21 protein-coding genes and 1 pseudogene are annotated in these 23,647 nt (G+C 65.1%); 14 read left to right on the top strand and 8 right to left on the bottom strand.

From position 1 onward, the window contains the following. The first annotated feature begins 67 nt into the window (after window positions 1–67). Window positions 68–583 carry an arginine repressor gene (locus ACFWF1_RS17915; RefSeq protein WP_379288874.1) on the top strand — a complete coding sequence of 172 codons (516 nt, stop codon included), beginning with the start codon at window positions 68–70 and terminating at the stop codon, window positions 581–583. An 8-nt stretch (window positions 584–591) separates the two neighbouring features. Here ACFWF1_RS17915 and ACFWF1_RS17920 read toward each other — a convergent pair whose 3' ends face one another. Then, window positions 592–747: a hypothetical protein gene (locus tag ACFWF1_RS17920; RefSeq protein WP_379288872.1), complete on the bottom strand. Its 156-nt coding sequence runs from the start codon at window positions 745–747 to the stop codon at window positions 592–594. Between the two features lie 256 nt (window positions 748–1,003). Here ACFWF1_RS17920 and ACFWF1_RS17925 point away from each other — a divergent pair, with 256 nt between their 5' ends. The 4 genes from ACFWF1_RS17925 (at window position 1,004) to ACFWF1_RS17940 (ending at window position 5,239) form a co-directional block, all read left to right on the top strand. After that, window positions 1,004–2,206 carry an argininosuccinate synthase gene (locus tag ACFWF1_RS17925; protein WP_379288871.1) on the top strand — a complete coding sequence of 401 codons (1,203 nt, stop codon included), beginning with the start codon at window positions 1,004–1,006 and terminating at the stop codon, window positions 2,204–2,206. A 143-nt stretch (window positions 2,207–2,349) separates the two neighbouring features. Further along, window positions 2,350–3,270 (top strand): class I SAM-dependent methyltransferase, encoded by a 921-nt coding sequence (locus ACFWF1_RS17930; protein WP_379288869.1) that lies wholly within the window; start codon window positions 2,350–2,352, stop codon window positions 3,268–3,270. Next, on the top strand, window positions 3,267–4,688 hold the full coding sequence (gene argH, locus ACFWF1_RS17935) for an argininosuccinate lyase (RefSeq protein ID WP_379288867.1): 1,422 nt from the start codon (window positions 3,267–3,269) through the stop codon (window positions 4,686–4,688). Before ACFWF1_RS17930 ends, argH begins: the two co-directional genes overlap by 4 nt. A gap of 230 nt (window positions 4,689–4,918) precedes the next feature. Next, entirely contained in the window at window positions 4,919–5,239 is a 321-nt protein-coding gene (locus tag ACFWF1_RS17940; RefSeq protein WP_379288865.1) for a DMT family transporter, read from the top strand. Here the strand turns inward: ACFWF1_RS17940 and ACFWF1_RS17945 are convergent. Both ACFWF1_RS17945 and ACFWF1_RS17950 read right to left on the bottom strand, forming a co-directional pair. Next, a pseudogene (locus ACFWF1_RS17945) lies at window positions 5,219–5,362 on the bottom strand (IS5/IS1182 family transposase); the annotation flags it as partial. The gene ACFWF1_RS17940 and the pseudogene ACFWF1_RS17945 overlap by 21 nt on opposite strands. A 405-nt stretch (window positions 5,363–5,767) precedes the next feature. Then, window positions 5,768–6,967, bottom strand: a complete 1,200-nt coding sequence (locus ACFWF1_RS17950; protein ID WP_379288863.1) for a cytochrome P450 — start codon at window positions 6,965–6,967, stop codon at window positions 5,768–5,770. A gap of 1,425 nt (window positions 6,968–8,392) precedes the next feature. Between ACFWF1_RS17950 and ACFWF1_RS17955 the strand changes: the two genes are divergently transcribed. Next, the gene (locus tag ACFWF1_RS17955) at window positions 8,393–11,473 is read left to right on the top strand and encodes an amino acid adenylation domain-containing protein (RefSeq protein ID WP_379288861.1); all 3,081 of its coding nucleotides are present in this window, start codon (window positions 8,393–8,395) and stop codon (window positions 11,471–11,473) included. 69 nt (window positions 11,474–11,542) lie between these two features. Here ACFWF1_RS17955 and ACFWF1_RS17960 read toward each other — a convergent pair whose 3' ends face one another. Further along, window positions 11,543–12,085, bottom strand: a complete 543-nt coding sequence (locus ACFWF1_RS17960; RefSeq protein WP_379288859.1) for a hypothetical protein — start codon at window positions 12,083–12,085, stop codon at window positions 11,543–11,545. Between the two features lie 507 nt (window positions 12,086–12,592). Here ACFWF1_RS17960 and ACFWF1_RS17965 point away from each other — a divergent pair. Continuing rightward, window positions 12,593–12,742, top strand: coding sequence for a hypothetical protein (locus ACFWF1_RS17965; RefSeq protein ID WP_379288857.1), 150 nt, complete (start codon window positions 12,593–12,595; stop codon window positions 12,740–12,742). A 150-nt stretch (window positions 12,743–12,892) separates the two neighbouring features. Here ACFWF1_RS17965 and ACFWF1_RS17970 read toward each other — a convergent pair whose 3' ends face one another. Further along, window positions 12,893–13,450 (bottom strand): Uma2 family endonuclease, encoded by a 558-nt coding sequence (locus ACFWF1_RS17970; protein ID WP_379288855.1) that lies wholly within the window; start codon window positions 13,448–13,450, stop codon window positions 12,893–12,895. A 413-nt stretch (window positions 13,451–13,863) separates the two neighbouring features. On the opposite strand from ACFWF1_RS17970, the gene ACFWF1_RS17975 reads away from it, so the two are divergent. From ACFWF1_RS17975 to ACFWF1_RS17990, 4 genes are all read left to right on the top strand, one after another. Beyond that, window positions 13,864–14,658, top strand: a complete 795-nt coding sequence (locus ACFWF1_RS17975) for an ATP-binding cassette domain-containing protein (RefSeq protein WP_379288853.1) — start codon at window positions 13,864–13,866, stop codon at window positions 14,656–14,658. Next, window positions 14,655–15,710: an ABC transporter permease gene (locus ACFWF1_RS17980; protein ID WP_379288851.1), complete on the top strand. Its 1,056-nt coding sequence runs from the start codon at window positions 14,655–14,657 to the stop codon at window positions 15,708–15,710. Before ACFWF1_RS17975 ends, ACFWF1_RS17980 begins: the two co-directional genes overlap by 4 nt. 42 nt (window positions 15,711–15,752) lie before the next feature. Then, window positions 15,753–16,730, top strand: coding sequence for an ABC transporter substrate-binding protein (locus ACFWF1_RS17985; RefSeq protein WP_379288849.1), 978 nt, complete (start codon window positions 15,753–15,755; stop codon window positions 16,728–16,730). 277 nt (window positions 16,731–17,007) lie between these two features. Further along, the gene (locus tag ACFWF1_RS17990) at window positions 17,008–17,154 is read left to right on the top strand and encodes a hypothetical protein (RefSeq protein WP_379288847.1); all 147 of its coding nucleotides are present in this window, start codon (window positions 17,008–17,010) and stop codon (window positions 17,152–17,154) included. 116 nt (window positions 17,155–17,270) lie between these two features. On the opposite strand, the gene ilvA is transcribed toward ACFWF1_RS17990, so the two are convergent. Together ilvA and ACFWF1_RS18000 are read right to left on the bottom strand one after the other, a co-directional pair. Then, window positions 17,271–18,500 carry a threonine ammonia-lyase gene (gene ilvA, locus ACFWF1_RS17995; protein ID WP_379288845.1) on the bottom strand — a complete coding sequence of 410 codons (1,230 nt, stop codon included), beginning with the start codon at window positions 18,498–18,500 and terminating at the stop codon, window positions 17,271–17,273. 130 nt (window positions 18,501–18,630) lie between these two features. Then, complete coding sequence (locus tag ACFWF1_RS18000) at window positions 18,631–19,800, bottom strand: serine hydrolase domain-containing protein (protein WP_379288843.1); 1,170 nt, start codon at window positions 19,798–19,800, stop codon at window positions 18,631–18,633. A gap of 158 nt (window positions 19,801–19,958) precedes the next feature. Between ACFWF1_RS18000 and ACFWF1_RS18005 the strand changes: the two genes are divergently transcribed. The 3 genes from ACFWF1_RS18005 (at window position 19,959) to ACFWF1_RS18015 (ending at window position 23,013) form a co-directional block, all read left to right on the top strand. Next, window positions 19,959–20,681, top strand: coding sequence for a GntR family transcriptional regulator (locus ACFWF1_RS18005; protein ID WP_379288841.1), 723 nt, complete (start codon window positions 19,959–19,961; stop codon window positions 20,679–20,681). An 86-nt stretch (window positions 20,682–20,767) separates the two neighbouring features. Further along, entirely contained in the window at window positions 20,768–22,273 is a 1,506-nt protein-coding gene (locus ACFWF1_RS18010; protein ID WP_379288839.1) for an NCS1 family nucleobase:cation symporter-1, read from the top strand. Then, entirely contained in the window at window positions 22,273–23,013 is a 741-nt protein-coding gene (locus ACFWF1_RS18015; protein ID WP_379288837.1) for an aspartate/glutamate racemase family protein, read from the top strand. The genes ACFWF1_RS18010 and ACFWF1_RS18015 overlap by 1 nt, the downstream gene beginning before the upstream one ends. Before the next feature lie 61 nt (window positions 23,014–23,074). Here the strand turns inward: ACFWF1_RS18015 and ACFWF1_RS18020 are convergent, their stop codons facing one another. Continuing rightward, window positions 23,075–23,425 carry a hypothetical protein gene (locus tag ACFWF1_RS18020; RefSeq protein ID WP_379288835.1) on the bottom strand — a complete coding sequence of 117 codons (351 nt, stop codon included), beginning with the start codon at window positions 23,423–23,425 and terminating at the stop codon, window positions 23,075–23,077. Window positions 23,426–23,647: the final 222 nt, after the last annotated feature.

The raw sequence follows: 23,647 nt of genomic DNA on the forward strand, positions 1-23,647 counted from the left end.
CGGCTGAGCGCCGGCGAGGTGGAGTCGTGAGTGCGGGCTGCCGACGGTCGGGCATCGAGGTGGCGTCGTGAGTGTCACGCATCCGGAACAGGGCAAGGCCGGCCCGGAGATCGCTCGCACCCGAGCCGGACGGCAGTCCCGCATTGTCGAACTGCTCACCGCGCACGCGGTGCGCAGCCAGACCGAGCTGGCGGCGCTGTTGTCCGCCGAGGGCATCGAGACCACCCAGGCCACCCTCTCGCGTGATCTCGACGAACTCGGCGCGGTGAAGCTGCGCGCCGCTGACGGTGGCGCGGGCGTCTATGTCGTTCCAGAGGACGGCAACCCCATCCGCGGCGTCATCGGCGGCACCGATCGGCTCGCGAAGCTGCTCGGCGATTTACTGGTCTCCACGGACCACAGCGGCAATATCGCGGTCCTGCGCACTCCGCCCGGCGCCGCGCACTACCTGGCCAGCGCATTGGACCGGGCCGCGCTGCCGTACATCGTCGGCACCATCGCGGGCGACGACACCATCGCCGTCATCGCCCGCGAGCCACTGACCGGGGCCGAACTGGCCGCGAAGATCGAGGAGATCGCCTGACCTTCGGGTCAGGAGAACGGGTACTGGCCGGTGCCGCCGCCACCCGGCCCGTGGTTCGGCGTGCCCGCGTTGATCACGTCCTGGATGAGGTCCACCACGGCCCGTCCGACGTTGAGGACGTCGTTGCCCAGAGTGCTGAAGTCTTGCGCGATGAGGTGCAGCATTGCGTCCGTCCTTCTATCCGCCCGAAGATTCCGCTTCTCAGGGTCGCACACCGGACGATGCCCGCCAAGGGTGTAATTCGCTTGATGGGCAGTGACTTTCGCGAACGATCCGGGCTTGCCGGGCGGAATACCGGCCCCCCGCTGTGAATGGGCTTGCATCATCGTGCATAATCATTTGTAGGACGTGCGGGCCGCTAGGGCGGGAAGCCTGTCCGTACTTCGAAGACAAGAATCGAAACCGAGGAGCACACAGACCATGTCCGAACGCGTCGTACTCGCCTACTCAGGTGGGCTGGACACCTCCGTGGCGATCAGCTGGATTGCCAAGGAGACCGGTTCCGAGGTGGTGGCCGTGGCCATCGACCTCGGCCAGGGCGGCGAGGACATGAACGTGGTGCGCCAGCGAGCGCTGGACTGCGGCGCGGTCGAGGCCATCGTGGTGGACGCGCGCGACGAGTTCGCCAACGACTACTGCCTGCCGACCATCCAGGCCAACGCCATGTACATGGGCCGCTACCCGCTGGTGTCGGCGATCAGCCGCCCGCTCATCGTCAAGCACCTCGTAGAGGCGGCCAAGTTCCACGGTGCCAGCACCGTCGCGCACGGCTGCACCGGCAAGGGTAACGACCAGGTGCGCTTCGAGGTCGGCATCGGCGCGCTCGCGCCCGACTTGAACGTGATCGCCCCGGTCCGCGACTACGCGTGGACCAGGGAGAAGGCCATCGCCTTCGCCGAGGAGAACTCGCTGCCGATCAACGTCACCAAGAAGTCCCCGTTCTCCATCGACCAGAACGTCTGGGGTCGCGCGGTGGAAACCGGCTTCCTGGAGGACCTCTGGAACGCGCCGACCAAGGACGTCTACGACTACACCGCCGACGCGACGGTCAACTTCGAGGCGCCCGACGAGCTCATCATCACCTTCGAGAAGGGCATCCCGGTCGCCATCGACGGCCGCCCGGTCAGCGTGCTCGAGGCCATCGTCGAGCTGAACCATCGGGCGGGCCGTCAGGGTGTCGGCCGCCTCGACATGGTCGAGGACCGGCTTGTCGGCATCAAGAGCCGGGAGATTTATGAGGCGCCCGGCGCCATCGCGCTGATCACCGCGCACCAGGAACTCGAGGCCGTCACCGTCGAGCGCGAGCTGGGCCGGTACAAGCGGCAGGTCGAGCAGCGCTGGGGCGAGCTGGTCTACGACGGCCTCTGGTTCTCCCCGCTCAAGCGCGCGCTGGACGCGTTCGTCGGCGAAACCCAGGAGCACGTCTCCGGCGACATCCGGATGGTGCTGCACGGCGGCAACGCGGTCGTCAACGGACGTCGCTCGGAGCAGTCGCTCTACGACTTCAACCTGGCCACCTACGACGAGGGCGACACCTTCGACCAGTCGCTGGCCAAGGGCTTCGTGCAGATCCACGGGCTGTCCTCCAAGGTCGCCGCGCGCCGGGACCTGAACCAGAAGTAGGCGCGACCTCGCCCGCGCTCGGTCGCCGAGCGTGGGCGAGATGGTTGCTCGAGCAGCGGGGTCGGTCGGTGCGTGTGGCACTCAGGAAGCGGTCGTAGTCTCGGGGGCGGCCGAGGAATCGGCTCGACTCGAAGGGAGCGACGATGCGGACCGATGACGACAGCTGGGACATCGTGAGCAGTGTTGGCGCGACGGCACTCGGTGTCGCGGCGCTGCGCGCGGGTGAGAGCAGGCGGGCCGACGCGTTGTTCCGCGACCCGTACGCCGAAGTGCTGGTGAGTGCGGTCGGTTCGCCGTCGTGGACTCGGCTGAGTCAGCGCACTATCGGCGAGATCGATCAGTCCGTGGTGCGTTCCTATGGTGCGCTCGGTGATCTCCTGGTGGCCCGCACCTGCTACTTCGACGACTACCTCGAAGCGGCGGCCGCCGCGGGCATCCGGCAGATCGTCATCGTGGCCGCCGGACTCGATGCCAGGGCTTATCGGCTCGACTGGCCCTCGGGCACCACGATTTTCGAGCTGGATCAGCCGAAGGTGTTGCAGTTCAAGGCGTCCGCGCTCGCCGGAAGCGAGCCTGCGGCCGATCGTCGCGAGGTCCCGGTGGACTTGCGCAACGACTGGCCTGCGGCGTTGCGCGACAACGGGTTCGATCCGGCCGTGCGGACCGCGTGGCTTGTCGAGGGGTTGCTGCGCTACCTCCCCGCGGACGCGCAGGATCGCCTGTTGACCAACATCGCGGCACTGAGCGTGCCGGGCAGCCGGGTGGCGCTCAATATGACGACGCAGGGCGACCTGATACCGGATAGGCAACAGCAGCAAGACAATCGAGATCGCATGCTGGCCGCGCTCGACATCGATCTGGACGTCGACTCGCTGTGGTACTCGACCGAAGGGCGCAGCGATCCGGTCGTCTGGTTCACCGAACACGGCTGGACCGCCGAACGGGCCGACGCGGTGACGGTGCTGGCCGACCGCGGCCGCGCGGTGCCCGCCGACGTCGCCGAGAACATGCATTCCCATTTACTGATGACCGCAATCCGACCCGGAGGAGACAGCACACCATGACGCAGAGCGGCAGCACGAACACCGGTGCGCTGTGGGGCGGGCGCTTCGCGTCCGGCCCGGCCGAGGCGATGGCGGCGCTGAGCAAGTCCACCCAGTTCGACTGGGTCCTGGCGCCCTACGACATTCGCGCGTCCAAGGCGCACGCACGCGTGCTGCACAAGGCCGGACTGCTCTCCGAGAGCGACCTCGCCGGGATGCTCGCCGGGTTGGATCAGCTTGCCGCGGACGTGGATTCGGGCGCGTTCGCCCCCGCCGACTCCGACGAGGACGTGCACGGCGCGCTGGAACGCGGACTGATCGACCGGGTCGGCACCGAGCTCGGCGGGCGGCTGCGGGCCGGGCGGTCGCGGAATGACCAGGTGGCCACGCTGTTCCGGATGTGGCTGCGCGACGGCGTGCGCCGGGTCGCGGTCGGCGTGCTCGACGTGGTCGACGCGCTGGTGACGCAGGCCGCCGCGCATCCCGACGCGGTGATGCCGGGCAAGACGCACCTGCAGGCCGCGCAGCCCGTACTGCTCGCGCATCACCTGCTCGCGCACGCGCATCCGCTGCTGCGCGATATCGATCGGCTGCGCGACTTCGACAAGCGAGCGGCGGTGTCGCCGTACGGTTCCGGCGCGCTGGCCGGGTCCTCGCTCGGACTCGATCCCGAGGCGATCGCCGCCGAACTGGACTTCGACGGCTCCGCCGCCAACTCGATCGACGCCACCTCCTCGCGTGACTTCGCCGCCGAGGCCGCGTTCGTGCTCGCCATGATCGGCGTCGACCTGAGCCGAATGGCCGAAGAGGTGATCCTCTGGAGCACACCGGAATTCGGCTACATCACCCTCGCCGACGCCTGGTCCACCGGCTCCTCGATCATGCCGCAGAAGAAGAACCCGGACGTATCCGAGCTCACCCGCGGCAAGGCGGGCAGGCTCATCGGCAACCTCACCGGCCTGCTGGCCACCCTGAAGGCGCAGCCGCTGGCCTACAACCGAGACCTGCAGGAGGACAAGGAACCCCTGTTCGACTCGGTCGCCCAACTGGAACTGCTGCTCCCCGCCATCGCGGGTCTGGTTTCGACGCTCACCTTCCACACCGACCGGATGGCCGAACTCGCCCCCGCCGGCTTCACCCTCGCCACCGACATCGCCGAATGGCTGGTCCGCCAGGGCGTCCCGTTCCGCGTCGCCCACGAAGCCGCAGGCGCTTGCGTCCGCGCCGCCGAATCCCGCGGCGTCGGCCTGGCCGACCTTACCGACGAAGAATTCGCCACCATCGACCCCGCCCTCACCCCCCAGGTCCGCGAGGTCCTTACCGTCCAGGGCTCCATCGCCTCCCGCAACGCCCGGGGCGGCACCGCAGGCACCCAGGTAACCATCCAACTAGCCGAAATAGCCACCACCACAGCCCAACTCCGCACCTGGCTGACCTGACCCCCGCCGCGCCGAAATCCGCACTCCCTCTCGGGTTCGCGGGGCGGAGGCCCTCGGACCGAGATCCGCACTCTCTGTTGGGATTCGCACCCACTGCGGACACCCGGAAGCAGTGCGCATCCCGAGAAAGAGTGCAGCCGTCGGCGCCAACGGCCGCATCGTGTGCCACTCGCGGCTGGTCGGCGGGGCGCGGTGCCCAGCTATTGCTCGGCACTCGTTACGCTGCGGCAATGACCCTGTTGTTGCTGGCCATTGCCATCGCGTCCGAGGTGACCGCCACCGTTTCGCTGAAGCTGTCCGACGGATTCAGCAAGGTCATACCGTCGATCATCGTGGTCATCGGCTACGGCAGCGCCTTCTGGTTCCTCTCCCAGGCCATGAAGCGCGGCATACAGATCGGCGTCGCCTACGGCATCTGGTCGGCCGTCGGCGTCGCCGTCATCGCCCTCATCGGCGTCCTGTTCCTGGACGAACGCCTGACACTGCTCCAGGTCGGCGGAATCGGGCTGGTGATCCTGGGAGTGTTCGCACTAGGTCATGTCCCCCAATAGCTTTAGCCATTCGACAACGAGGGCCAGGACGAACCCGGCGCGGTAGGTCGAGGCCAACTTGTCGTAACGGGTAGCGACGGCTCGCCAGCGTTTGACCTTGTTGAAGGCGCGTTCGACAACGTGTTAACGATCTCGTGCAGTCGAGCGGCTTTGGTGTGGGGTATGCGTCCCGGTATCGCTCGTCGTCAGCAATTCGATAGACCCGGCAACCTGATACGCCAGAGGAACTCCGCAACGATGCTCGTCTCCAGGGAAGTTGGCACGGAACTCCTGAAGCTGTCCCGAGCCGCAAAGTAGAACGCGCCGGTAGGCGCTGACTCGTTTACGGTTTTGCTTCGTGCGTCAAGAGTCCCGCAGGACTAACCTGCCATCGCCGGGACTCTGGTCGAAGAGATCCGGGGCGGTCAGCGCGCACATCCCGGAGGCGCAGCACCGACTTCGATCTACCGCGAGTCGCAATGTAAGAGTCAAGCAGACCGACTCCGGCAAACCCGGGGCACATCAAAGTCCCGGACTCACCGGGGGGATTCACTCCCAGGTGACAGGGAGGCTGTGCGTCCCGCAAATGTTGCCGGAAGACATGGCTACTTCGCCGGGTGCGATCGCGAGTCGCAGAGTAGGGAACCGAGCCACCAGCGCGGGGATGGCGACGCGCAGTTCAACCCGGGCCAATTGCTGACCAAGACATTGGTGCACACCATAACCGAAGGCCAGGTGGCCGACCGACCGTCGCCGCACGTTCAGCGTATCGGGATCGGAGAAGCGACGGGCGTCGCGGTTGGCTGCATTCAGCGAGAGCGCGACCGACTCTCCTGCCTTGATCAGCAGACCGTCCAGCTCGACATCCTCGAGTGCCGTCCGGACGCCTGTGTGCACGACTGTCAAGTAGCGCAACAGCTCTTCGACCGCGCCGTCTGCGAGTTCGGGCTCCACGCGGAGTGCGGCTAACTGGTCCGGGTGACGCAGCAGCGCGAACGTGCCGAGTGCGATCATGTTGCGGGTGGTCTCCAGACCGGCACCGAGGAGGAAGGTCCCCATGCCGGCGATTTCGTCATCGGAGAGTTCGGTAGTCGTGAGTTCGCTCAACATGTCGTCGGTGGGTGCGGCACGTTTGGCCACGACCAGCTCGCGGATATAGCCGGTCACCCGCTTCCAAACGTCGCCGCCCATCTCCTCGAACCAACTTGACTCCACGACCGCCGTGACCTGGTGCTGAAAGAACTCGTGATCGTCGTAAGGCACGCCGAGCAGCTCACAGATGGTCAATGCCGCGACGGGTCGCGCATAGGCCTCGACCAGATCCACGGATGGCCCGTGCTTTTCCATGGCATCCAGACAGTCGGTGCAGATATGCGCGATGCGCGCGGTCAGCAGCCTCATGCGGCGAACGGTGAATTTGGCTGTGAGTTCCTGCCGGAGTCGCGTGTGCTCGGGCTTGTCAGCGCCACCGAAGTCCCCGGCCGGGGACACCGTCTGGGACAAGTCCGCATCGTAGAGCGGATCGTGCAACAGCTGGTAGCGCGCACTGAACCTCGAATCGCCGAGAACCGCCCGGACCGTACGGTGAGCGGTGGCCAGCCAGCCCAGGTGTCCGTCCGGAAAGGTCATTCGGACGAGCCCGCGCTGTTCGCACAGGTCGGCCAGCCCCGTCGGCGGATCGAAGGGGCAGCCCGGACTACGGATAATCGGCAAAGTGATCGCCTCGTTGGCCGATTCGGTCAGCGCCAACTCCTTTGTTCTGCCATTCTGCGACCCCTGTTCCAGCCGCCACACCAGGGATCGTTCACCTCAGCGGCGAGAAACAGTCACGCAAATTCCTGAGTAGACAATGAATTCTATCAGTATGAATCGTCGGCATCTCCGGTTTCAGTGGTTCATGTTCAAGGTCAGCTGGCTCATAGCATGCCGCAGAAGACCGGGCAGGGGTGATTTGTTGCTAATACGGTTGATTTGCCGTGATGTGTCGTCTCGTCTGATCTCCGTTCACGGTTCGACTCGGCAGCCACGGCCCATTGCCGCAACTTCTCCGAGCGAACAATCAGCAAGCCTCCGGGTGCTCCAGCGCCGACCGCAAACGGCAAACGCCCCTGACCAGAGCATTGATCAGCTGGTCAGGGGCGTTTGCCGCTATACCCAGACCGCCGGCCAGGCAAATCGTTCAGCACTGTTGGCCCAAAAGACTTACCGAAGGCCGATTTCAGCGCAACGTCCGCCGTTTTCGCAGGTAAAGGTCTCGTTGACTGTGCCAACAGGGCCTGATATGGCCCGGCGGGACAACGTACGCCCTCTCCCGCATCGCATTCCGCGCGACTACGCCGCAGCGGCGCACCGAAGCCACCGGCTATCCGTCCCACGCCAGCCTCGGCATCGGCTCCACGTCGGCTCTGGACAATGGTGCCGGAGGAGCTCGTCATCGGCGTATGAGTGATTCGGTTTCCGTGAGACACGATCGCGGCATCAGCTGATATCCGGGGTCGCACCGATCGACATGCCGTGTGACACGCCGAGAATTGGAAGATCTTGGACAGCGGGTTGCTGTGGTGTGCGCTGGTCGGTGTAAATCCGTTGCCTTCGCGGCAGATCGACCCCAGAAACGATGAACAGCCGGTAACTAATGGTTCGCCAACGAGTCGTCGGACACCTTCTCGAGCACCGTTTCGGCGGCGCTCGACACTGGGGAGCTATTGAACTGCCGCCACGCGGGGAACGACACTCGAAACGGGAATCCTTACCCACAGAAGGTCACCGACACGATCTTGCCGGATTGTCTGGCGACCCATTACCACGCGTGCCTATCGGTTTCTCGTATGTCACCGCTATCTCTGAGTGAGGAGTTGGTGCGTCATGTCCGCTACCGCTGAAGTGCCGATCGCGATCGTGGCTATCGGTGCCGGTTTCTCGCTGGGGGTGGGTTCACCGGCGTGGTTGTGGGCTCAGGCGCCTACCGACCGCAGCACTGTGGTGCCGGTGTCGACGCGCCAGTGGGTCGCGGCACAGCTGGTGAATCGCGGAGTTCTGAGGAGGGTCAGCCACAACCACTGGGCGCTCTTGGCGTTGATTGGTTGTATGGGGAGCGCAGCTACTCGGCCGATCTCATCCAGCTGAATTACCCGACTGGACGTGCCATGTCTCACGCAGGAGAGGACGCGATTCATGCGTAAATCACAGACGGCACCGAGTTCAGGCGAACTCGGAGCGGAATACGAGTCGTTGTGGAATCAGTCGTTGGCAGAGCTGTTCGCTGCGCAGGCGGAGGCACACCCGGATTGGTTGGCTGTCGATGCTGTAGAGCATCGGTTCACTTACGGTGAATTGTCCGAGAAGGCGGAGCGATTCGCTCGCGGATTGCATCACTATGGGGTGTCGGCTGGTGAGGTGGTCGGCGTGTTGGGGCCCCGATGCGCGGAGACGGTGATGGCATTTCTAGGAGTTCTGTACGCAGGGGCTTCGTTTATGCCGGTGGATTTGTCGCTTCCTGATGAGCGAATCAGGGGGATGCTGGAGGATTCGGAGCCCACGGCGATGATCCGGGTGCCCGGCGTGGGTGAGCTTTGCGATAATGGTGTCCGCGTTTTGGAGTTCGATGATGTATTGATTGCCGGGGATGATTCTGATCGGCTGGTTCTTCCGGGTGCAGTGGCCGCGGCGGTTACACCAGCTTATGTGATGTTCACGTCGGGATCGACGGGTCGACCGAAGGCTATTCCGGCTCCGCAACGTGGTGTGGCGCGCGCTGCGGTCGCCAATGGATTTATGAATATGCGAGGACAGGAGCGTGTTCTGCATGCATCGTCACTGTCGTTCGATATTTCCACCTTGGAGATCTGGGCGACTCTGCTCAACGGGGGTTGTTTGGTGCCGATTCCGTCGCAGATCCTGCTGGTCCCCGAGGAGTTTCATACGCTGATTCAGCGACAACAGATAGACACGGTGTGGTTGACGACCAGCATATTCCACCACATCGCGCAGGAGCGACCGCAGGCCTTCGCAACTGTGCGGTATCTGGCGGTCTGTGGTGAGGTGTTGGATCCTGATGCTGTGCGTCGGGTATTCGATCACGGCAGGCCCGAGCATCTGCTGAACGGATACGGCCCGACCGAAGCAACCACCTTCGCCACGTGCTATGAGGTTGAGGACCTGGCACCGGACGCGGCGACGGTGCCGATCGGCCGGCCAATTGCCGACACGGTCGTTCATGTGCTGCGCAACGACGGCACCGTCGCTGATCCGGGCGAAGAAGGCGAGCTGTTTATCGGTGGCGGTGGTGTCGCGTCAGGATATTTGAACAATCCGGGCGAGACCGCCGGAAGTTTTTGCACGCGAACCCTGCGCCCTGGTGATCCACCCCAACATCTCTACCGTACCGGTGATTTCGGACTCCGCCGCCCCGATGGGATCCTCGAGTTCTGCGGTCGGCGTGACGACCAGGTCAAGGTACGCGGATTCCGGATCGAGCTTGCCGAGATCCGCGCCGCGGTTGCCGATCATCCTGATGTCGCGGACGCCTGCGTGTTCGCCCGAGAGGACGGTCTCAGCCGGTACCTGGCCGCGTACGTCAGTCTCCGGACCCCCAACCGGCCGGTCACGGACATGGATCTGCGCGCCTACCTGAGCGGGCGGCTGCCCCATTACATGGTGCCGGCCACCATCACCGTCATCGACCGACTCCCCTTGACCTCCACCGGCAAGGTTGACCGGCTCGCCCTCCTGCAGTCCGGCGGCGCTGTGGCGGCTGAGGATTCGGCGCCACCGCGATCGACGCGAGAGGCCGTGGCCCAGGTGTGGGCATCCACCCTGCCCGGTAGCCGCGGCGAGGACAGTGAGAATTTCATCGCCTGTGGCGGCAACTCGCTGCTGGCAGCTCAATTGGTCATACGCCTCGAACGCAACTTGCAGTTGGGCAGCAAACATAGCTTCAGGTTGGTGAACGCGCTGCTTGCCGAGCCCACCCTGCAGGGGTTTACCACCGCCGTCGAGCGTGTCATGGCGGGATCGACCACGGTGCATGCTCCCGTCGACCGCTGGCGCCCTGACCTGGACTGGGATATGCCATCCGTGCTCGCTACCACACCCGCGCCCACGTGGCAGGCACCCAAGCATGTGCTGTTGACCGGAGCTACCGGATTCCTCGGCTCGTACATGTTGCGTGCGCTGCTGGATCGCAGCGACGCCGATATCCATGTTGTTGTCCGGGCTCGCAATGAACAACATGCCCGCCACCGAGTGATCCAGGCGCAACTACGACGCGGACTGACCCGGCCGGTTCCCGCTGACCGTATCCACCCGATACTCGGTGACCTCGGTCGCCCGCGACTGGGCATGTCCGAACAGGAATGGGAGCACCAAGCCTCCCACGCTGATCTAATTCACCACTGCGGCGCTCACGTCAATTACATCTATCCTTACGAGCAACTGCGGGCAGCCAATGTCGAATCCACGCGCGAGCTCATCCGCCTGGCCGCTCGGCGTGCGGTCCCACTGCACTACATCTCTAGCGTCGTCACGGTCGAGGGTGTGGACACCTTCGGGCTGCGGCACATCACCGAGGACACCCCGATGCGCGACAATGTGCAACTGCTCTCGTGGGGTTACAGCGAAAGCAAGTGGGTTTCCGAGCAACTCCTGTTCGATGCCGCCGCCAATGGATTACCGACCGCGATCTACCGTGCGTACGACATCAGCGGGGACTCCGCCACATCCAACTGGGATACCAACGGCGTCGCTGTCACCGAGTTCTTTCAAATCATGGTGGAAACAGGGCTCGCTCCTATCTGGGACCTTCCCATGAATCTGGTGCCAGTCGACTACTGCGCCAACGCCGCAATCCACCTGAGCCTCACCCAACCTGCACAGGGCCAGGCCTACCACCTCATCAACCCCCACGAAACCACGCTCTCCGACATGATCGACCGGTTCCGCGCGCACGGTCACACCATCCGCGACGTCAGTTATCACGACTGGACCGATGCCGTGAGTGAGCACCTCACCAAGAACCCTGCTCATCCATGGGGTCCCTTTCATCCACTGTTCACCAATCTCGCCGCGTTCCGCGACGCCCTCACCGTCGCGGAAACGTACGACAATCACCACTTCCCCGCTCTCGACGTGAGCCGAATCCAACGAGACCTCCACGGATCCGGCATCACCTGCCGACCTGACGACCACGACCTGCTCGACCAATACATCCGCTACTTCCACACCACGGGATTCATCTCCCCGCCAGCGACGGGGTAATCGCGCTGTTCGATCACTCCACCACTGACGGAGAGTGAGGTGGTGCAAAACAACTTCCGGACAGCGGCATCAGTAGATGGTCAGCGTCCCTGTCGCAGTCGCTGCCTTCTCGCCCGGACAGGAGCCGGTCTCTGTCGTCGTGCCTACGTCTTTCGCAGAGTGTCCTGCATAGGTCCCTGACGTGATGGAAATCGGGAACTCGCCGCTGTCGTTACCGTCCGTCACGGTCTCGGAGGTCTCGCCCGTTTTGAACTCACTGGTGGTGCCGTCCGACCATTTCATCGTTCCGGTGCCGTGGTCGTCAGTGGCATCACCATTGCACGATACTTTCTCGGTGCCCGAAGCTTTCGAACTCACCGGATGCGGGTTGACCGCCTTACCATCAGGGTCTTTGCAGTCGGAGTACTTCAGGTCCTCCGTCCATTTGACCACAGCAGGCTCCTTACCAATCCCTGGCGCAGGCCACAAGACCTTGCCCTCTTCGGTGCATGTCATAACCACCGTAGAAGCCTGGGCGGCCGCGGGTCGCACACCGCTCTGCGCAATGAATGAGACAGCTCCCACAGCACCAGCCAGGATCACCACTGCATAGCGGTGGTAACGAATAGACATCGTGCACTACCTTTCGATCGATGTGTTGGTTCACGATCAGCGCTGACCGTGTATTCGGCGCCGACCCCCTGTATGGATTGGCCGAGGTTCCAACTAGGTTGTGTCTCCCATTAGTCGCTGTTGGAGTGGGTGCGCGCCGTCGTGGCCTTGGTGGGGCGGGCATGGTCGCCGAGGTGGCTATTGCCGCGCCCATGGCCGCCGGGATGTGTCGGAGATTTCGCCGTGGGCTACCTGCACACGCCCGTCTTTGCATGCGGCCTTGGTCACCGTGAACGCCGCGTGGAAGGGTTCCTCAATCGTCGCCTCGTCCTGGCTGCCTTTGTGGAAGCGGCCGTCGATGGTCCAGGCCGCCAGGTTCGACTTTTTGTTGATGCTGTAGGTGCGGCATCTGGCGCACAACGAATCTCGACGCCGCCGACATCACCAGCAGAGCCTGGACGACGCCGAGCCGGATAGCGGCAGTCCTGAAGCGTTGTCACTCAACGGTTTCGGCTGTCGTCCGGCAGGATGGTCGTCGTGGTGTCGGCGGTCGGTAATCGGTATCAGGTTCTGACGGATAGCCAGTGGGAGTTGCTGGAGTTGTTGCTGCCGAAATCCGAAGGGCGCATTGGTCCTAACTTCGCCAACACCCGTCGTGTGGTCGAGGGCATGCGGTAGCGGCCGCGGACCGGGATTCCGTTCGTCCTGGCCCTCGTTGTCGAATGGCTAAAGCTATTGGGAGACATGACCTAGAACTAGGCGGTGCGCATTGAGCCCAGCTGTACCGACGGCCATCCGAACCGCCGGTACACCCGGATGCTGGGTGGATCAGAGGAACTCGCTGGTGTCCAGGTCGAAATCGAAGGGTGCCGGCAGTCGTAGCGATGCACCGAATTTGGCGGTGGCGTTGTGCCGGTATTCGTTGTCGGCCGGCTCCCAGTAGATCAGTACCTCACCACGGTGACGGTCGACGAGCAGGTATTCTGGGATAGACGCCTGTGCATAGGCGTCGCGCTTTTCGGTGCGATCGACGTCGGCGTCACGTTCGCGGCCCGAGGTGACTTCTACGATCATCACGACTCCGGCGGGATCGGACCATGGCGGCTGGTCACGAAAATATCCACGAGGTGCAACCGCCCCATCGACGCGCGCACGGCTCTCGCGATAGGAAGGGATGCGTAGACCCCGCTCGTGCGGTAATCGCAGCTCTGGGCAATGGTCGCGAATCTGATCGCCGATTGTGCTGGCGTACTCGTCATGCTCGCCGTCAGGAACCGGAACCACGTAGATCCTTCCATTGATCAGCTCGACGTCGACCTCCTCGGACGATGCGCGCTCCAGTACCTCGAACTCCGCGAGGGTCACATCGGCGTCCATGCTGCTCATATCCCCAGGGTAACTGGGTGGCGCGGTTTCGGTCTGCTGGTCGTCCGCCAGCAGATGTCGCGCTGCGGTGCGCGGGCTCATCCGGGGCCCAGGTCCGGTCGTGGGCGTCCACGGTCCATTGGCAACTCCTTCTACTCGACGACAGAACGGTTGTGCATTTTCTTCGACGTGCGACGCAGCCAGTTGGTCCCCGGAAATCTCCACGAGTTTCAGCGCTGAAGCTTCGAGCACCGCGAGCTCTACCCGAGGAACCTGCCAACGTGGGCATTGCGTGCATTGTTTTCTCGGCTTGGAAACCGAGTTCCGTTGCGCCTTCCGCATTTTGCCGAATTCGTCCCACGGGATGATGGGCGAACGTAGCATCGCGGGATGGACTGGACGTTTGCTCAGCTGTGCGCGCACGGATGTGGCCGATGACCTCGGACGATGCGGCGAAACAGGCCGATTCCGTCGTCACGCTGCGGGCCGAGGGGCTGGTGAAGCGCTATGGCGGGGTCGAGGCGTTGCGTGGCGCGAACTTTGAGGTGAGCGCCGGTGAAGTCGTCGCACTGATCGGCGACAACGGTGCGGGTAAATCGACTCTGGTGAAATGCCTTTCCGGGGCCGAGCAGCCGGATTCCGGGCGGATTTTGCTGGACGGCAAGCCGGTGGTGCTGAATACGCCGACGGCCGCCCGCAAACTGGGCGTGGAGACCGTGTATCAGGACCTCGCGGTGGCGCCGGATCTGGACCCGGCCGCGAACCTGTTCCTCGGCCGCGAGCTGGTGCGCAAGGGGCTACCCGGCAAGCTCGGCATGCTGGACCGCACCGCGATGAGAGCCCAAGCGGTCGAACACTTCCGGCGTCTCGGCGTCACCCTGCAGAGCGCGGACGTGCCGATCGGCTCGCTGTCCGGCGGGCAGCGGCAGAGCGTCGCGGTGGCCAGGGCGGTGATGTGGGCCAGCAAGGTGGTGTTCATGGACGAGCCGACCGCCGCGCTCGGCGTGGTGCAGCGCGAGCGGGTGCTCGACGTGATCCGCCGGGTGGCCGGCGAGGGCATCGCGGTGGTGCTGATCAGCCACAACATGCCGGAGGTCTTGGCGGTCGCGGACCGCATCGAAGTGCTGCGGCTCGGCAGGCGGGTGGCGCGGTTCACCGCCGCCGAGGCCACGCTCGAGCAATTGGTGGGCGCCATGACCGGCGCGTTGTCACAGGAGGGCGCCGCGTGAGCGAGGTCAAGTCCGTCAGCGTCGACGGAAACGGCAACGGCGGTACCGAACTGCCCGAACGCACTGTCCTGCAACGACTGATGGCCGCGAGCACGGTGTGGATCGGCGTCGTGCTGGTCGCATTGTGCATCGTGTTCAGCGTGCTGCGGCCCGATGCGTTCCCGACCCGGTTCACCTTTCAGACGCTGCTCATCGAAACCTCGGTGCTGCTTGTCCTTTCGGTGGGGATGACGTTCGTGATCATCACCTCCGGCATCGACCTGTCGGTCGGCATGGTGCTGATCTTCTCCGGCGTGATCGGCGCCAAATCGATGGAGTGGCTGAGCCCGGACCAGGACGCCACCGGCGCGGGCTGGGGCATCATCGCCGTCGGCTTCCTGCTTTCCATTGCGGGCGGCGGCCTTTGGGGCCTGATCAACGGCTTGCTGGTGGCCAAGGCCAAGATTCCGCCGCTGATCGTCACGCTCGGCTCGTTCGGCGCCGCACTCGGCGCGGCCCAGCTGATCACCGGCGGCGTGGACACCCGGACCGTCCCCGAAAACCTGCGTGACACACTCGGTTTCGGCACCACGCTGGGCGGGATACCGAACCTGGTGCTGGTCGCCACCGTCGTGACGGTGCTCGCCGCCTGGGTGCTGCACACCACCCGCTTCGGCCGCTACACCTACGCCATCGGCTCCAACGAGGAGGCCGCCCGGCGCTCCGGCATCGCGGTCACCCGGCATCTGGTGACGGTGTACCTGCTCACCGGCGTGCTGGCCGGGCTGGCGGGCTTCATGAACCTGGCCTACTTCGGCACCACCACCATCGGCGGGCACACCACCGACAACCTGGATGCCATCGCGGGCGTAGTGATCGGCGGCACCAGCCTTTTCGGCGGTGTCGGCTCGATCGTCGGGACCGTGATCGGCGTGTTCATCCCGTCGGTGCTGAAGAAGGGGTTCGTCATCGCGCAGGTGCCGGTGTTCTGGCAGCCGATCGCGGTGAGCGTGGTCCTGGTCGCGGCGGTCTGGTTCGACCAGCTCCGCCGCCGGGCCCGCGATCGGAAATAGGAATTCGATAGTGGAACAACACAATAACGGTGGAGGTAACCAATGAGGGTGGCCAAGCGGACAGCGGTGGTGATCGGCGCGATGGCGTCGATCAGCGCGCTGCTGGTGTCTTGTAGTGGGCAGGTGAGCAATTCGGGTGGCGGCGGCGACAGTAAGAAGCTGGTGCTGATTCCGGGCGTCGCCGACGAGCCGTTCTACATCTCGATGCAGTGCGGCGCACAGGACGAAGCCACGAAGCTCGGCTACAAGCTGGACACGCAGGCGCCGACCAAGTTCGACGCAGGCTCCCAGACGCCGGTGCTGACCGGTGTGGTGGCGAACAAGCCCGGCGGCATCCTGATCGCCCCGACGCACGCCACCGCGATGGCCAATCCGATCAAGCAGGCCAAGGACGCGGGCATCAAGATCGTCGAGGTCGACACCGCGCTCGACGACACTTCCATTGCGCTGTCGTCGATTTCGTCGGACAACAAGAAGGGCGGCGCGCTCGCGGCGCAGACCTTGGCGAAGCTGGTGGGGGAGAAGGGGCCGGTGCTGGTGATCAACACCAAGGCGGGCACGTCCACCACCGACGCTCGCGCGCAGGGCTTCGAGGACGCGGTCAAGAGCTTCCCCGGCATCAGCTCGCTCGGCGTGCAGTACAACAACAACGAAGCGGCGCAGGCGGCGTCGATCGTCACCGCGACGCTGGCCGCGCACCCGGACCTGGCCGGTATCTTCGCGACCAACCTGAGCTCGGCCGAGGGCGCGGCCACCGGCCTGCGCAACGCGAACAAGCTGGGTCAGGTCAAGCTGGTCGGTTTCGACGCGAGCCCCAAGCAGGTCGAGGACTTGAAAGCCGGTACCGTGCAGGCACTTATCGCCCAGGACCCGGCGGGCATCGGTGCCAAGGGTGTCGACCAGGCGGCCGCGGCGATCGAGGGCAAGCCGGTCACCCGCAATATCCAGACCGACATGATCGCGATCACTCAGGCGGACATGGACGCCAACTCGAAGTACTTCTACAAGCGCAAGTGCTGACAGTCGCCCGATGAGGGGTCGACCGGACGCCACCGCGTCTGGTCGGCACGGGTCACGGCCCCGCCACGCTCCCTGGCGGGGCCTTCGGGCAAATACCTGGAAACACCCATGACGGAACACTCATGACTTATCATGAGTCGCGGCGCCCATCTGAAAGGCGTCCGAGCACCTCGCCCACTGGCGAGGTGACCTCTGCTCGGTTCTCTGCTTTATGGCACTTCGAGGCTTTGTGAAGCTCGACAGCTACCGGAAGTAACGAACAGAAGGAGAAGAGGAAATGATCGGATCCATCGTGGGCAACAGTCTGGCAATGTTCATGGCCGCTGTCCTGGCCATCGCTTTTCCGATCGGCGGCTCCGTCATGGACGCCGTGCTGCTGCCGATGGCGGCCATCGTGAGCCCCATGTTGTTCTTGGGCAGCTGAGCGCCGGTATTCCTGCGGGTAGCCCGGCGTGAGTTCGGCTGTGCGGGAGAGTGTTCGACGGCACCTCGCCGTGATCGGATCGAGTTGCCCGAGATCCGACCACGGCGAGGTCGCTGTCAATCCTCGACTCGGACAGAGTATTCCGCGTTGGCGAGCGCGTTCAGGACGTCGTCGCGGTGGTTCGGGCCTCGGGTTTCCAGGGTGAGGGAGACCTCGACCTCGTCGAGGGCGAGCCGGGCGCCGGTGCGGGCATGGGCCACGTCGACCACGCTGGCGCCGGTTTTACCGACCACCCCGAGCAGCGTGCTCAGGCCGCCCGGTCGATCCGAGATCGTCACGCGGACAGCGAGATAGCGGCCCGCAGCGCTCAGTCCGTGACCGATCAGGCGGGTGAGCAGCAGCGGGTCGATATTGCCGCCGGACAGGATCGCGCAGACCGGCCCCTTCAGATCGAGATCCGTTGCGGCGCAACTCATCAGTGCGGCAACCGCCGCCGCGCCCGCGGGCTCGACGATCAGCTTGGCTCGCTCCAGGCACAGCAACAGCGCCTTGGACAGCGAGTCCTCGTCGACGGTCAACATCGTCGAAACATGCTCGGCCACATGCACGAACGGCACCTGGCCGGGCTGCCCGACGGCGATACCGTCGGCCATCGTCGCCATCCGCCCGACCCGCACCGGCTTGCCCGCCGCCAGCGAACCCGGCCAGGCCGCCGCCTCCTTCGCCTGCACCCCGATCACCCGCACCTGCGGGGCCAGCTGATGCAGCGCGACCGCGATGCCCGCGAGCAGCCCGCCGCCACCGGTCGGCACCAGCACCGTGCCGACGTCGGGGATCTGCTCCAGGATTTCCAGCGCCACCGTCGCCTGCCCGGCCACGATGTCCGGGTGATCGAACGGGTGGATCAGCGTCGCGCCGGTGCGGTCGGCGAGTTCCACGGCCGCGTCCAGCGCGTCCTCGATCGTCTCACCCACCTGCCGCACCTCGGCCCCGTACGCCTTGGTGGCCGCCAGCTTGGGCAGCGAGGCGCCGACGGGCATGAACACCGTCGAGGTGATACCCAGCGAGGTCGCCGCCCAGGCCACCCCTTGCGCGTGGTTGCCGGCACTCGCCGCAACCACCCCGCGAGCCCGGTCCGCGGCGGGCAGATTAGCAATCCGGTTATAGGCCCCGCGCGGCTTGAACGACCCGGTCCGCTGCAGGTTCTCGCACTTCAGCCACACCTCGGTGCCGGCGCGCTCGGACAGCACGCGCGACGCCACAATGGGCGTCTTCCGAATCACCGGCGCCAGCAACTCCGCAGCAGCGATGATCCGTTCCATCCCGACCAACTCCATGCCGCACATGCTGCCACCCCCGCCCCGAAACGTCCGACGATTCCCCACCGAGTGTCTCGCCCCCAAGACTGCCCCCGCCGCCACCTCACCGACTGAAGGCGCCCTTCATCGCGTCTTGGCGGCGGAAGGTGGCCTTCGGTCAGGCTGCTTTGGCGAGGTTGTGGGCGAGGGTGCCTAGGCGGGCGAGGCGGGCGTCGCCGAGGGGAGTCAGGCGGCCGCCCAGGCGGTTGGTGACGAAGCCGAGGGACATGCCGGTGGCGGGGTCGGCGAAGGCGCCGGAGCCGCCCAGGCCGAAATGGCCGAAAGCGGAGATGGGGTCGGCCTTGGAGGGCTTCATCGGGACGGCGTGGTAGCCGAGTGCCCACGGGACACGCAGGGCCAGCACGTAATCCGGGGTGAATACCTGACGCTGGGTGATCTGCTCGATGGTTTCCGGGCGCAGCAGCTGGTACCCGTCGAGTTCGCCGCCGTTGGCGAGCGCGCCGTACACGCGGGCGAGGGCGCGGGCGGAGAACACGCCGTTGAGGCCCGGCATCACCGAATCATGCAGGCGCGGATCGGAAACCAGATCGGCGAAACCCTTCGGCGTGGTGTCCATGGCGGCCGAGAACTTGGTCCGGCCGAGCAATTGGGAGCTGTTCTCCCAGCTCATGCCCGCGACCGTCAGCCGGGGAAAGTTGGTCGCGATGCGGTGGCGCTCGTCGTCCGGCACCCGGAACCAGAGTTCTTCGGCGCCAAGCGGTTCGGCGATCTCGGTGCGCAGCACCTCGGTGAACTCCGTACCGGTGATCTGGCGCACCAGCTCGGCGACCAAGTGCCCGAAGGTGATTCCGTGATACCCGCTGGTGATCAGGTGACGTGGGTCCGGCACCGCCGCGGCGAGGGCCGCCGTCACTGCCGCGTCATCGAAGAATCGATCGTAAGGCCCGGGCAGCAGCCCGCGCAGCCGATGCAAACCCGCTCGGTGGCTGAGCAATTCGCGCACGGTGATGCGTTCCTTGCCCGCAGCGCCGAATTCGGGCCAGTACGTGGCGACGGGCTCGTCGTACGCGACCCGGCCGCGCTCGGCGAGCCGATGCAGCAGCGTGCTGGCCACGCCCTTCCCGGTCGAATACGCCATGGCCACGGTGTCGCGTTCCCACGGCACCGCCGGCCGCGCGAACCCGGCCCAGACGTCCACCACCGGCTCGCCGTGCAGGTAGACCGCGAGCGCCCCGCCGCCGTCGGTGGGTCGCCGGAACAGCCGGTCGAACTCCGCGACCAGGGTCGCGAACCGGCGATCTACGAACTGTGCTGCCGAAACCGTCATCGGAAACTCTCTGTCGTTACGTGTCCGAACAGAATTACATGGACGTGACGCGTCGACATCAGTGCCTCCTACGGGACCGGTTGGTTCTGTCCGAAGACGTTTCCTGAGCGTCACAAACCTGACCGAAATCGCAACACGCCTGGCCTAGCGTGTTTCGCATGCCCCCGAGACGACGTTCGGCGCTGCTCGCGAGGTTGGTCATCGACGCACCCGGCCGACCACAGGTGATTCTCGGTGAGCTTCGCCGGGTGATCCTGGACGGCGCGGTACCACCACTCACCGTGATTCCGCTGCGCGAGGTGGCCGAACTGTTCGGGGTGAGCCACATCCCGGTCCGCGAGGCGCTCAAGACGCTGATCGGGGAGGGACTGGTTACCCATGAGCCGCACGGCGGTTACGCGGTGGCCCAGCTGACCGCCGCCGAATTGCGCGAGATGTACATCGTCCGGGAGACCCTGGAGAACGCCTCGCTGGCCGCGGCTGCGTTGAATGCGAGCGGCGCCGACCGCGCGGCGCTGATCGAGGTGAACGCGCTACTGGAACAGGCGATCCGGGACGACGATCCGGTCGCCTACCACCGCGAATCCCGCAATTTTCATATCGCGCTGACCAAGCCGTCGCGCATGTTCCGGCTGCTGCACATGCTGGAATCGGCGTGGAACGTCACCGAGCCGGTGCAGTCGATGGTGCACATCAGCTGCGGCGACCGGGTGCGCCTGCACACCGATCACGCACTCATGATGGACGCCTTCCTGGCCCGCGACGTCGACTGCCTGCTGCTGGTCGCCGAACGCCATCACCGCAGGTTGGAGACGGTCATCGCGACCCTGCCGACGGACACCGGCCTGCTCGCGCCGGAAGATATATCTGCCGCGCAATAGCCGGGAAATAACAGCGCAATGGCCGGGCAATGCCGAATACCTACGGTCGTTTCGAGCACAGTTTCACCTCCCGGATGGGAAAAACCATGACCGAAACCATCGCGGCGCCGACGCTTGTCGCCATTCCCGACACCGCGCCGCCGAATACCGCGCCCGACTATGACCCGCGGCTCACCAATGCGGACCTCGCGCCGCTGACCAAGCAGACCTGGGGCTCGTACAACATCTTCGCCTTCTGGATGTCGGACGTGCACAGCGTCGGCGGCTACGTCACCGCGGGCAGCCTGTTCGCGCTCGGCCTGGCCAGTTGGCAGGTGCTGGCGGCGTTGCTGATCGGCATCACCATCGTCTACTTCTTCTGCAACCTGGTGGCCAAGCCGAGCCAGGTGACCGGCGTGCCGTATCCGGTCATGTGCCGCAGCGCCTTCGGGGTGATCGGCGCGAACATTCCCGCCATCATCCGCGGCTTGATCGCGGTGGCCTGGTACGGGATCCAGACCTTCCTGGCCTCGGCGGCGCTGGATGTGGTGCTGGTGAAGCTCTTTCCGGGCTTGGCGCCGTACGCGGTGGCCGATGACTATGGCTTCCTGGGGCTTTCGTTGCTCGGCTGGGGGAGTTACCTCGCGCTGTGGGTGGTGCAGGCGTGCGTGTTCTGGCGTGGCATGGAATCCATCCGCAAGTTCATCGACTTCTGCGGGCCCGCGGTTTACGTGGTGATGTTCCTGCTCTGCGGGTACCTGATCGCGAAAGCCGGTTGGAGCGCCATCGATTTGAACCTCGGTGACGTGAAATACACGGGCTGGGACTCGGTTCCGGTGATGCTCGGCGCCATCGCGCTGGTGGTGTCCTACTTCTCCGGGCCGATGCTGAACTTCGGTGACTTCTCCCGCTACGGAAAGACTTTCGCCGCCGTGCGCCGCGGCAACCTGCTCGGGCTGCCGGTCAACTTCCTGCTGTTCTCGCTGCTGGTGGTGGTCACGGCCTCGTTGACCTTCCCGGTCTACGGCGAGTTGATCACCGACCCGGTGGCGACCGTCGCGCGGATCGACAGCACGTTCGCGATCGTGTTGGGCGCGTTGACCTTCACCGTCGCGACCGTCGGCATCAACATCGTCGCGAACTTCATCTCGCCCGCCTTCGACTTCTCGCACGTGAACCCGCAGCGGATCAGCTGGCGCGCGGGCGGCATGATCGCCGCGGTCGGCTCGGTGCTGATCACGCCGTGGAACCTGTACAACAACCCCGAGGTGATCCACTACACCCTGGAAGTGCTGGGAGCGTTCATCGGCCCGCTGTTCGGCGTGCTCATCGCCGACTACTACCTGGTGCGCAAGCAGCGTGTGGTGGTGGACGACCTGTTCACCATGTCGAAGTCCGGAAGCTATTGGTATAGCAAGGGATACAACCCGGCGGCGGTGATCGCGACCGCGATCGGCGCGGTGGTGGCGGTGATTCCGGTGCTGGCCAAGGATGTCACCGGCATGTACACCGCCGCGCAGTACAGCTGGTTCATCGGCTGCGGCCTCGGCTTCGCCGTCTATTACCTACTCGCCACTCGAACGAGGTTGGCGGTGAAGGGAGTACCCGCCTGATGCGTATCCGTGTGGTCAACCCGAACACGACGCGGGCGATGACCGACACGATCGAGCAGTGTGCCAGGGCCGTCGCCGGTCCCGGCACGCTGCTCGATGCGGTGACCGCCGAGATGGGGCCCGCGTCGATCGAGAGTCATTACGACGAAGCCCTCAGCGTCCCAGGCATTCTCGCCGCGATCGGACGCGGCGAGAACGAGGGCGTCGACGGTTATGTGCTCGCCTGCTTCGGCGATCCTGGCTTGGATGCCGCGCGCGAGTTGGCGAGTGGGCCGGTGATCGGCATCGCCGAGGCGGCAATGCAGGCGGCCGGTCATCTCGGCCGCGGATTCAGCGTCGTCACCACGTTGAGCCGAACCATCGGGCGGGCCAGTGATCTGGTGGAACGTTATGGGCGGCAACGGGTTTGCCTCGGCATCCACGCCTGCGAGCTACCGGTACTAGCGCTGGACACGGACCCGGACGCCCGCAAGATCGTCACCGAGGCCTGTCGCGAGGCAGTGGACGCCGACGGCTCCGACGCGATCGTGCTCGGCTGCGCGGGCATGGCGGACCTATGCGCGCATATCCGCGACGAGATCGGGGTGCCGGTGATCGACGGCGTGGCGGCGGCGACCCTGACCGTGCAATCACTGATCACCCTCGGACTGCGCAAGTCGGGCAGGGGAGAGTTCGCGCCGCCCCCACCCAAGCCGTACGCCGGCCTACTACGTAGCTTTGGCTCGCCGCACCATTCCTGATCTCCCGCAGCGAAAGTCGCACGCGAAATTCGGTGCGGGAAATCGGAAGGCGTGCGGCTTGTTAGGCGGCGACGGCGGTCCGGAGGGCCTGCAGGATGAGGTCCGGGTCGTCGACATCGACGACGAGGCGGGTGAACGGGCCGCCGTCGAGTTCGATGCGGACCGCGCGGCCGTCGAACCTGGTGTCCCAGAACTCTTTACGGCCTTTGCCGCGGAAGGTGCCTGCCGCGATCACGCCGGGGAAGAAGGTGCCCGGCGCGCGCACCCACGGCGGGCGCAGGTCCACTTCGGCTCTGACCACCGCGGTGATGTTCGCTAGGTCGAAGGTGATGTGCTCACGCAGGGCGAGGACCTGATGCCCGCCGACCACCTGGATCGTCACGGTCGTCCCCGTGACCTCGATTTCGACCATCGCACACCTCACTTCGTGGAGAACTCCAACACACCCCACACTGCCGGGCCGACCTGGTCATAGCCTGTGCCCTTCCTATGATTTCTCTCAGGGTTTGAAATATCGGCTTACGTAGATATGCGCATCTATCAACGTTGTCGGTTGGAACGATCCAGACTCGGTCCTGAGTGTGTCGGACTAAAACAGCACGGACGGTATGGGATTCTCACCGTGCTCGTGCTC

It is taken from the genome of Nocardia sp. NPDC060255, assembly GCF_042727395.1.
GTDB lineage: Bacteria > Actinomycetota > Actinomycetes > Mycobacteriales > Mycobacteriaceae > Nocardia.

What these genes read in the sequence shown, in the direction of transcription:
- ACFWF1_RS18010 (WP_379288839.1), top strand. Translation starts at nt 20,768, where the DNA reads ATGACCGAAACCATCGCGGCGCCGACGCTTGTCGCCATTCCCGACACC.
- ACFWF1_RS18020 (WP_379288835.1), bottom strand. Translation starts at nt 23,425, where the DNA reads ATGGTCGAAATCGAGGTCACGGGGACGACCGTGACGATCCAGGTGGTC.
- ACFWF1_RS17975 (WP_379288853.1), top strand. Translation starts at nt 13,864, where the DNA reads ATGACCTCGGACGATGCGGCGAAACAGGCCGATTCCGTCGTCACGCTG.
- ACFWF1_RS17965 (WP_379288857.1), top strand. Translation starts at nt 12,593, where the DNA reads ATGGTCGTCGTGGTGTCGGCGGTCGGTAATCGGTATCAGGTTCTGACG.
- ACFWF1_RS17930 (WP_379288869.1), top strand. Translation starts at nt 2,350, where the DNA reads ATGCGGACCGATGACGACAGCTGGGACATCGTGAGCAGTGTTGGCGCG.
- ACFWF1_RS18005 (WP_379288841.1), top strand. Translation starts at nt 19,959, where the DNA reads ATGCCCCCGAGACGACGTTCGGCGCTGCTCGCGAGGTTGGTCATCGAC.
- ACFWF1_RS17940 (WP_379288865.1), top strand. Translation starts at nt 4,919, where the DNA reads ATGACCCTGTTGTTGCTGGCCATTGCCATCGCGTCCGAGGTGACCGCC.
- argH (WP_379288867.1), top strand. Translation starts at nt 3,267, where the DNA reads ATGACGCAGAGCGGCAGCACGAACACCGGTGCGCTGTGGGGCGGGCGC.
- ACFWF1_RS18015 (WP_379288837.1), top strand. Translation starts at nt 22,273, where the DNA reads ATGCGTATCCGTGTGGTCAACCCGAACACGACGCGGGCGATGACCGAC.
- ilvA (WP_379288845.1), bottom strand. Translation starts at nt 18,500, where the DNA reads ATGTGCGGCATGGAGTTGGTCGGGATGGAACGGATCATCGCTGCTGCG.
- ACFWF1_RS17990 (WP_379288847.1), top strand. Translation starts at nt 17,008, where the DNA reads ATGATCGGATCCATCGTGGGCAACAGTCTGGCAATGTTCATGGCCGCT.
- ACFWF1_RS17970 (WP_379288855.1), bottom strand. Translation starts at nt 13,450, where the DNA reads ATGAGCAGCATGGACGCCGATGTGACCCTCGCGGAGTTCGAGGTACTG.
- ACFWF1_RS17955 (WP_379288861.1), top strand. Translation starts at nt 8,393, where the DNA reads ATGCGTAAATCACAGACGGCACCGAGTTCAGGCGAACTCGGAGCGGAA.
- ACFWF1_RS17920 (WP_379288872.1), bottom strand. Translation starts at nt 747, where the DNA reads ATGCTGCACCTCATCGCGCAAGACTTCAGCACTCTGGGCAACGACGTC.
- ACFWF1_RS17985 (WP_379288849.1), top strand. Translation starts at nt 15,753, where the DNA reads ATGAGGGTGGCCAAGCGGACAGCGGTGGTGATCGGCGCGATGGCGTCG.
- ACFWF1_RS18000 (WP_379288843.1), bottom strand. Translation starts at nt 19,800, where the DNA reads ATGACGGTTTCGGCAGCACAGTTCGTAGATCGCCGGTTCGCGACCCTG.
- ACFWF1_RS17925 (WP_379288871.1), top strand. Translation starts at nt 1,004, where the DNA reads ATGTCCGAACGCGTCGTACTCGCCTACTCAGGTGGGCTGGACACCTCC.
- ACFWF1_RS17960 (WP_379288859.1), bottom strand. Translation starts at nt 12,085, where the DNA reads ATGTCTATTCGTTACCACCGCTATGCAGTGGTGATCCTGGCTGGTGCT.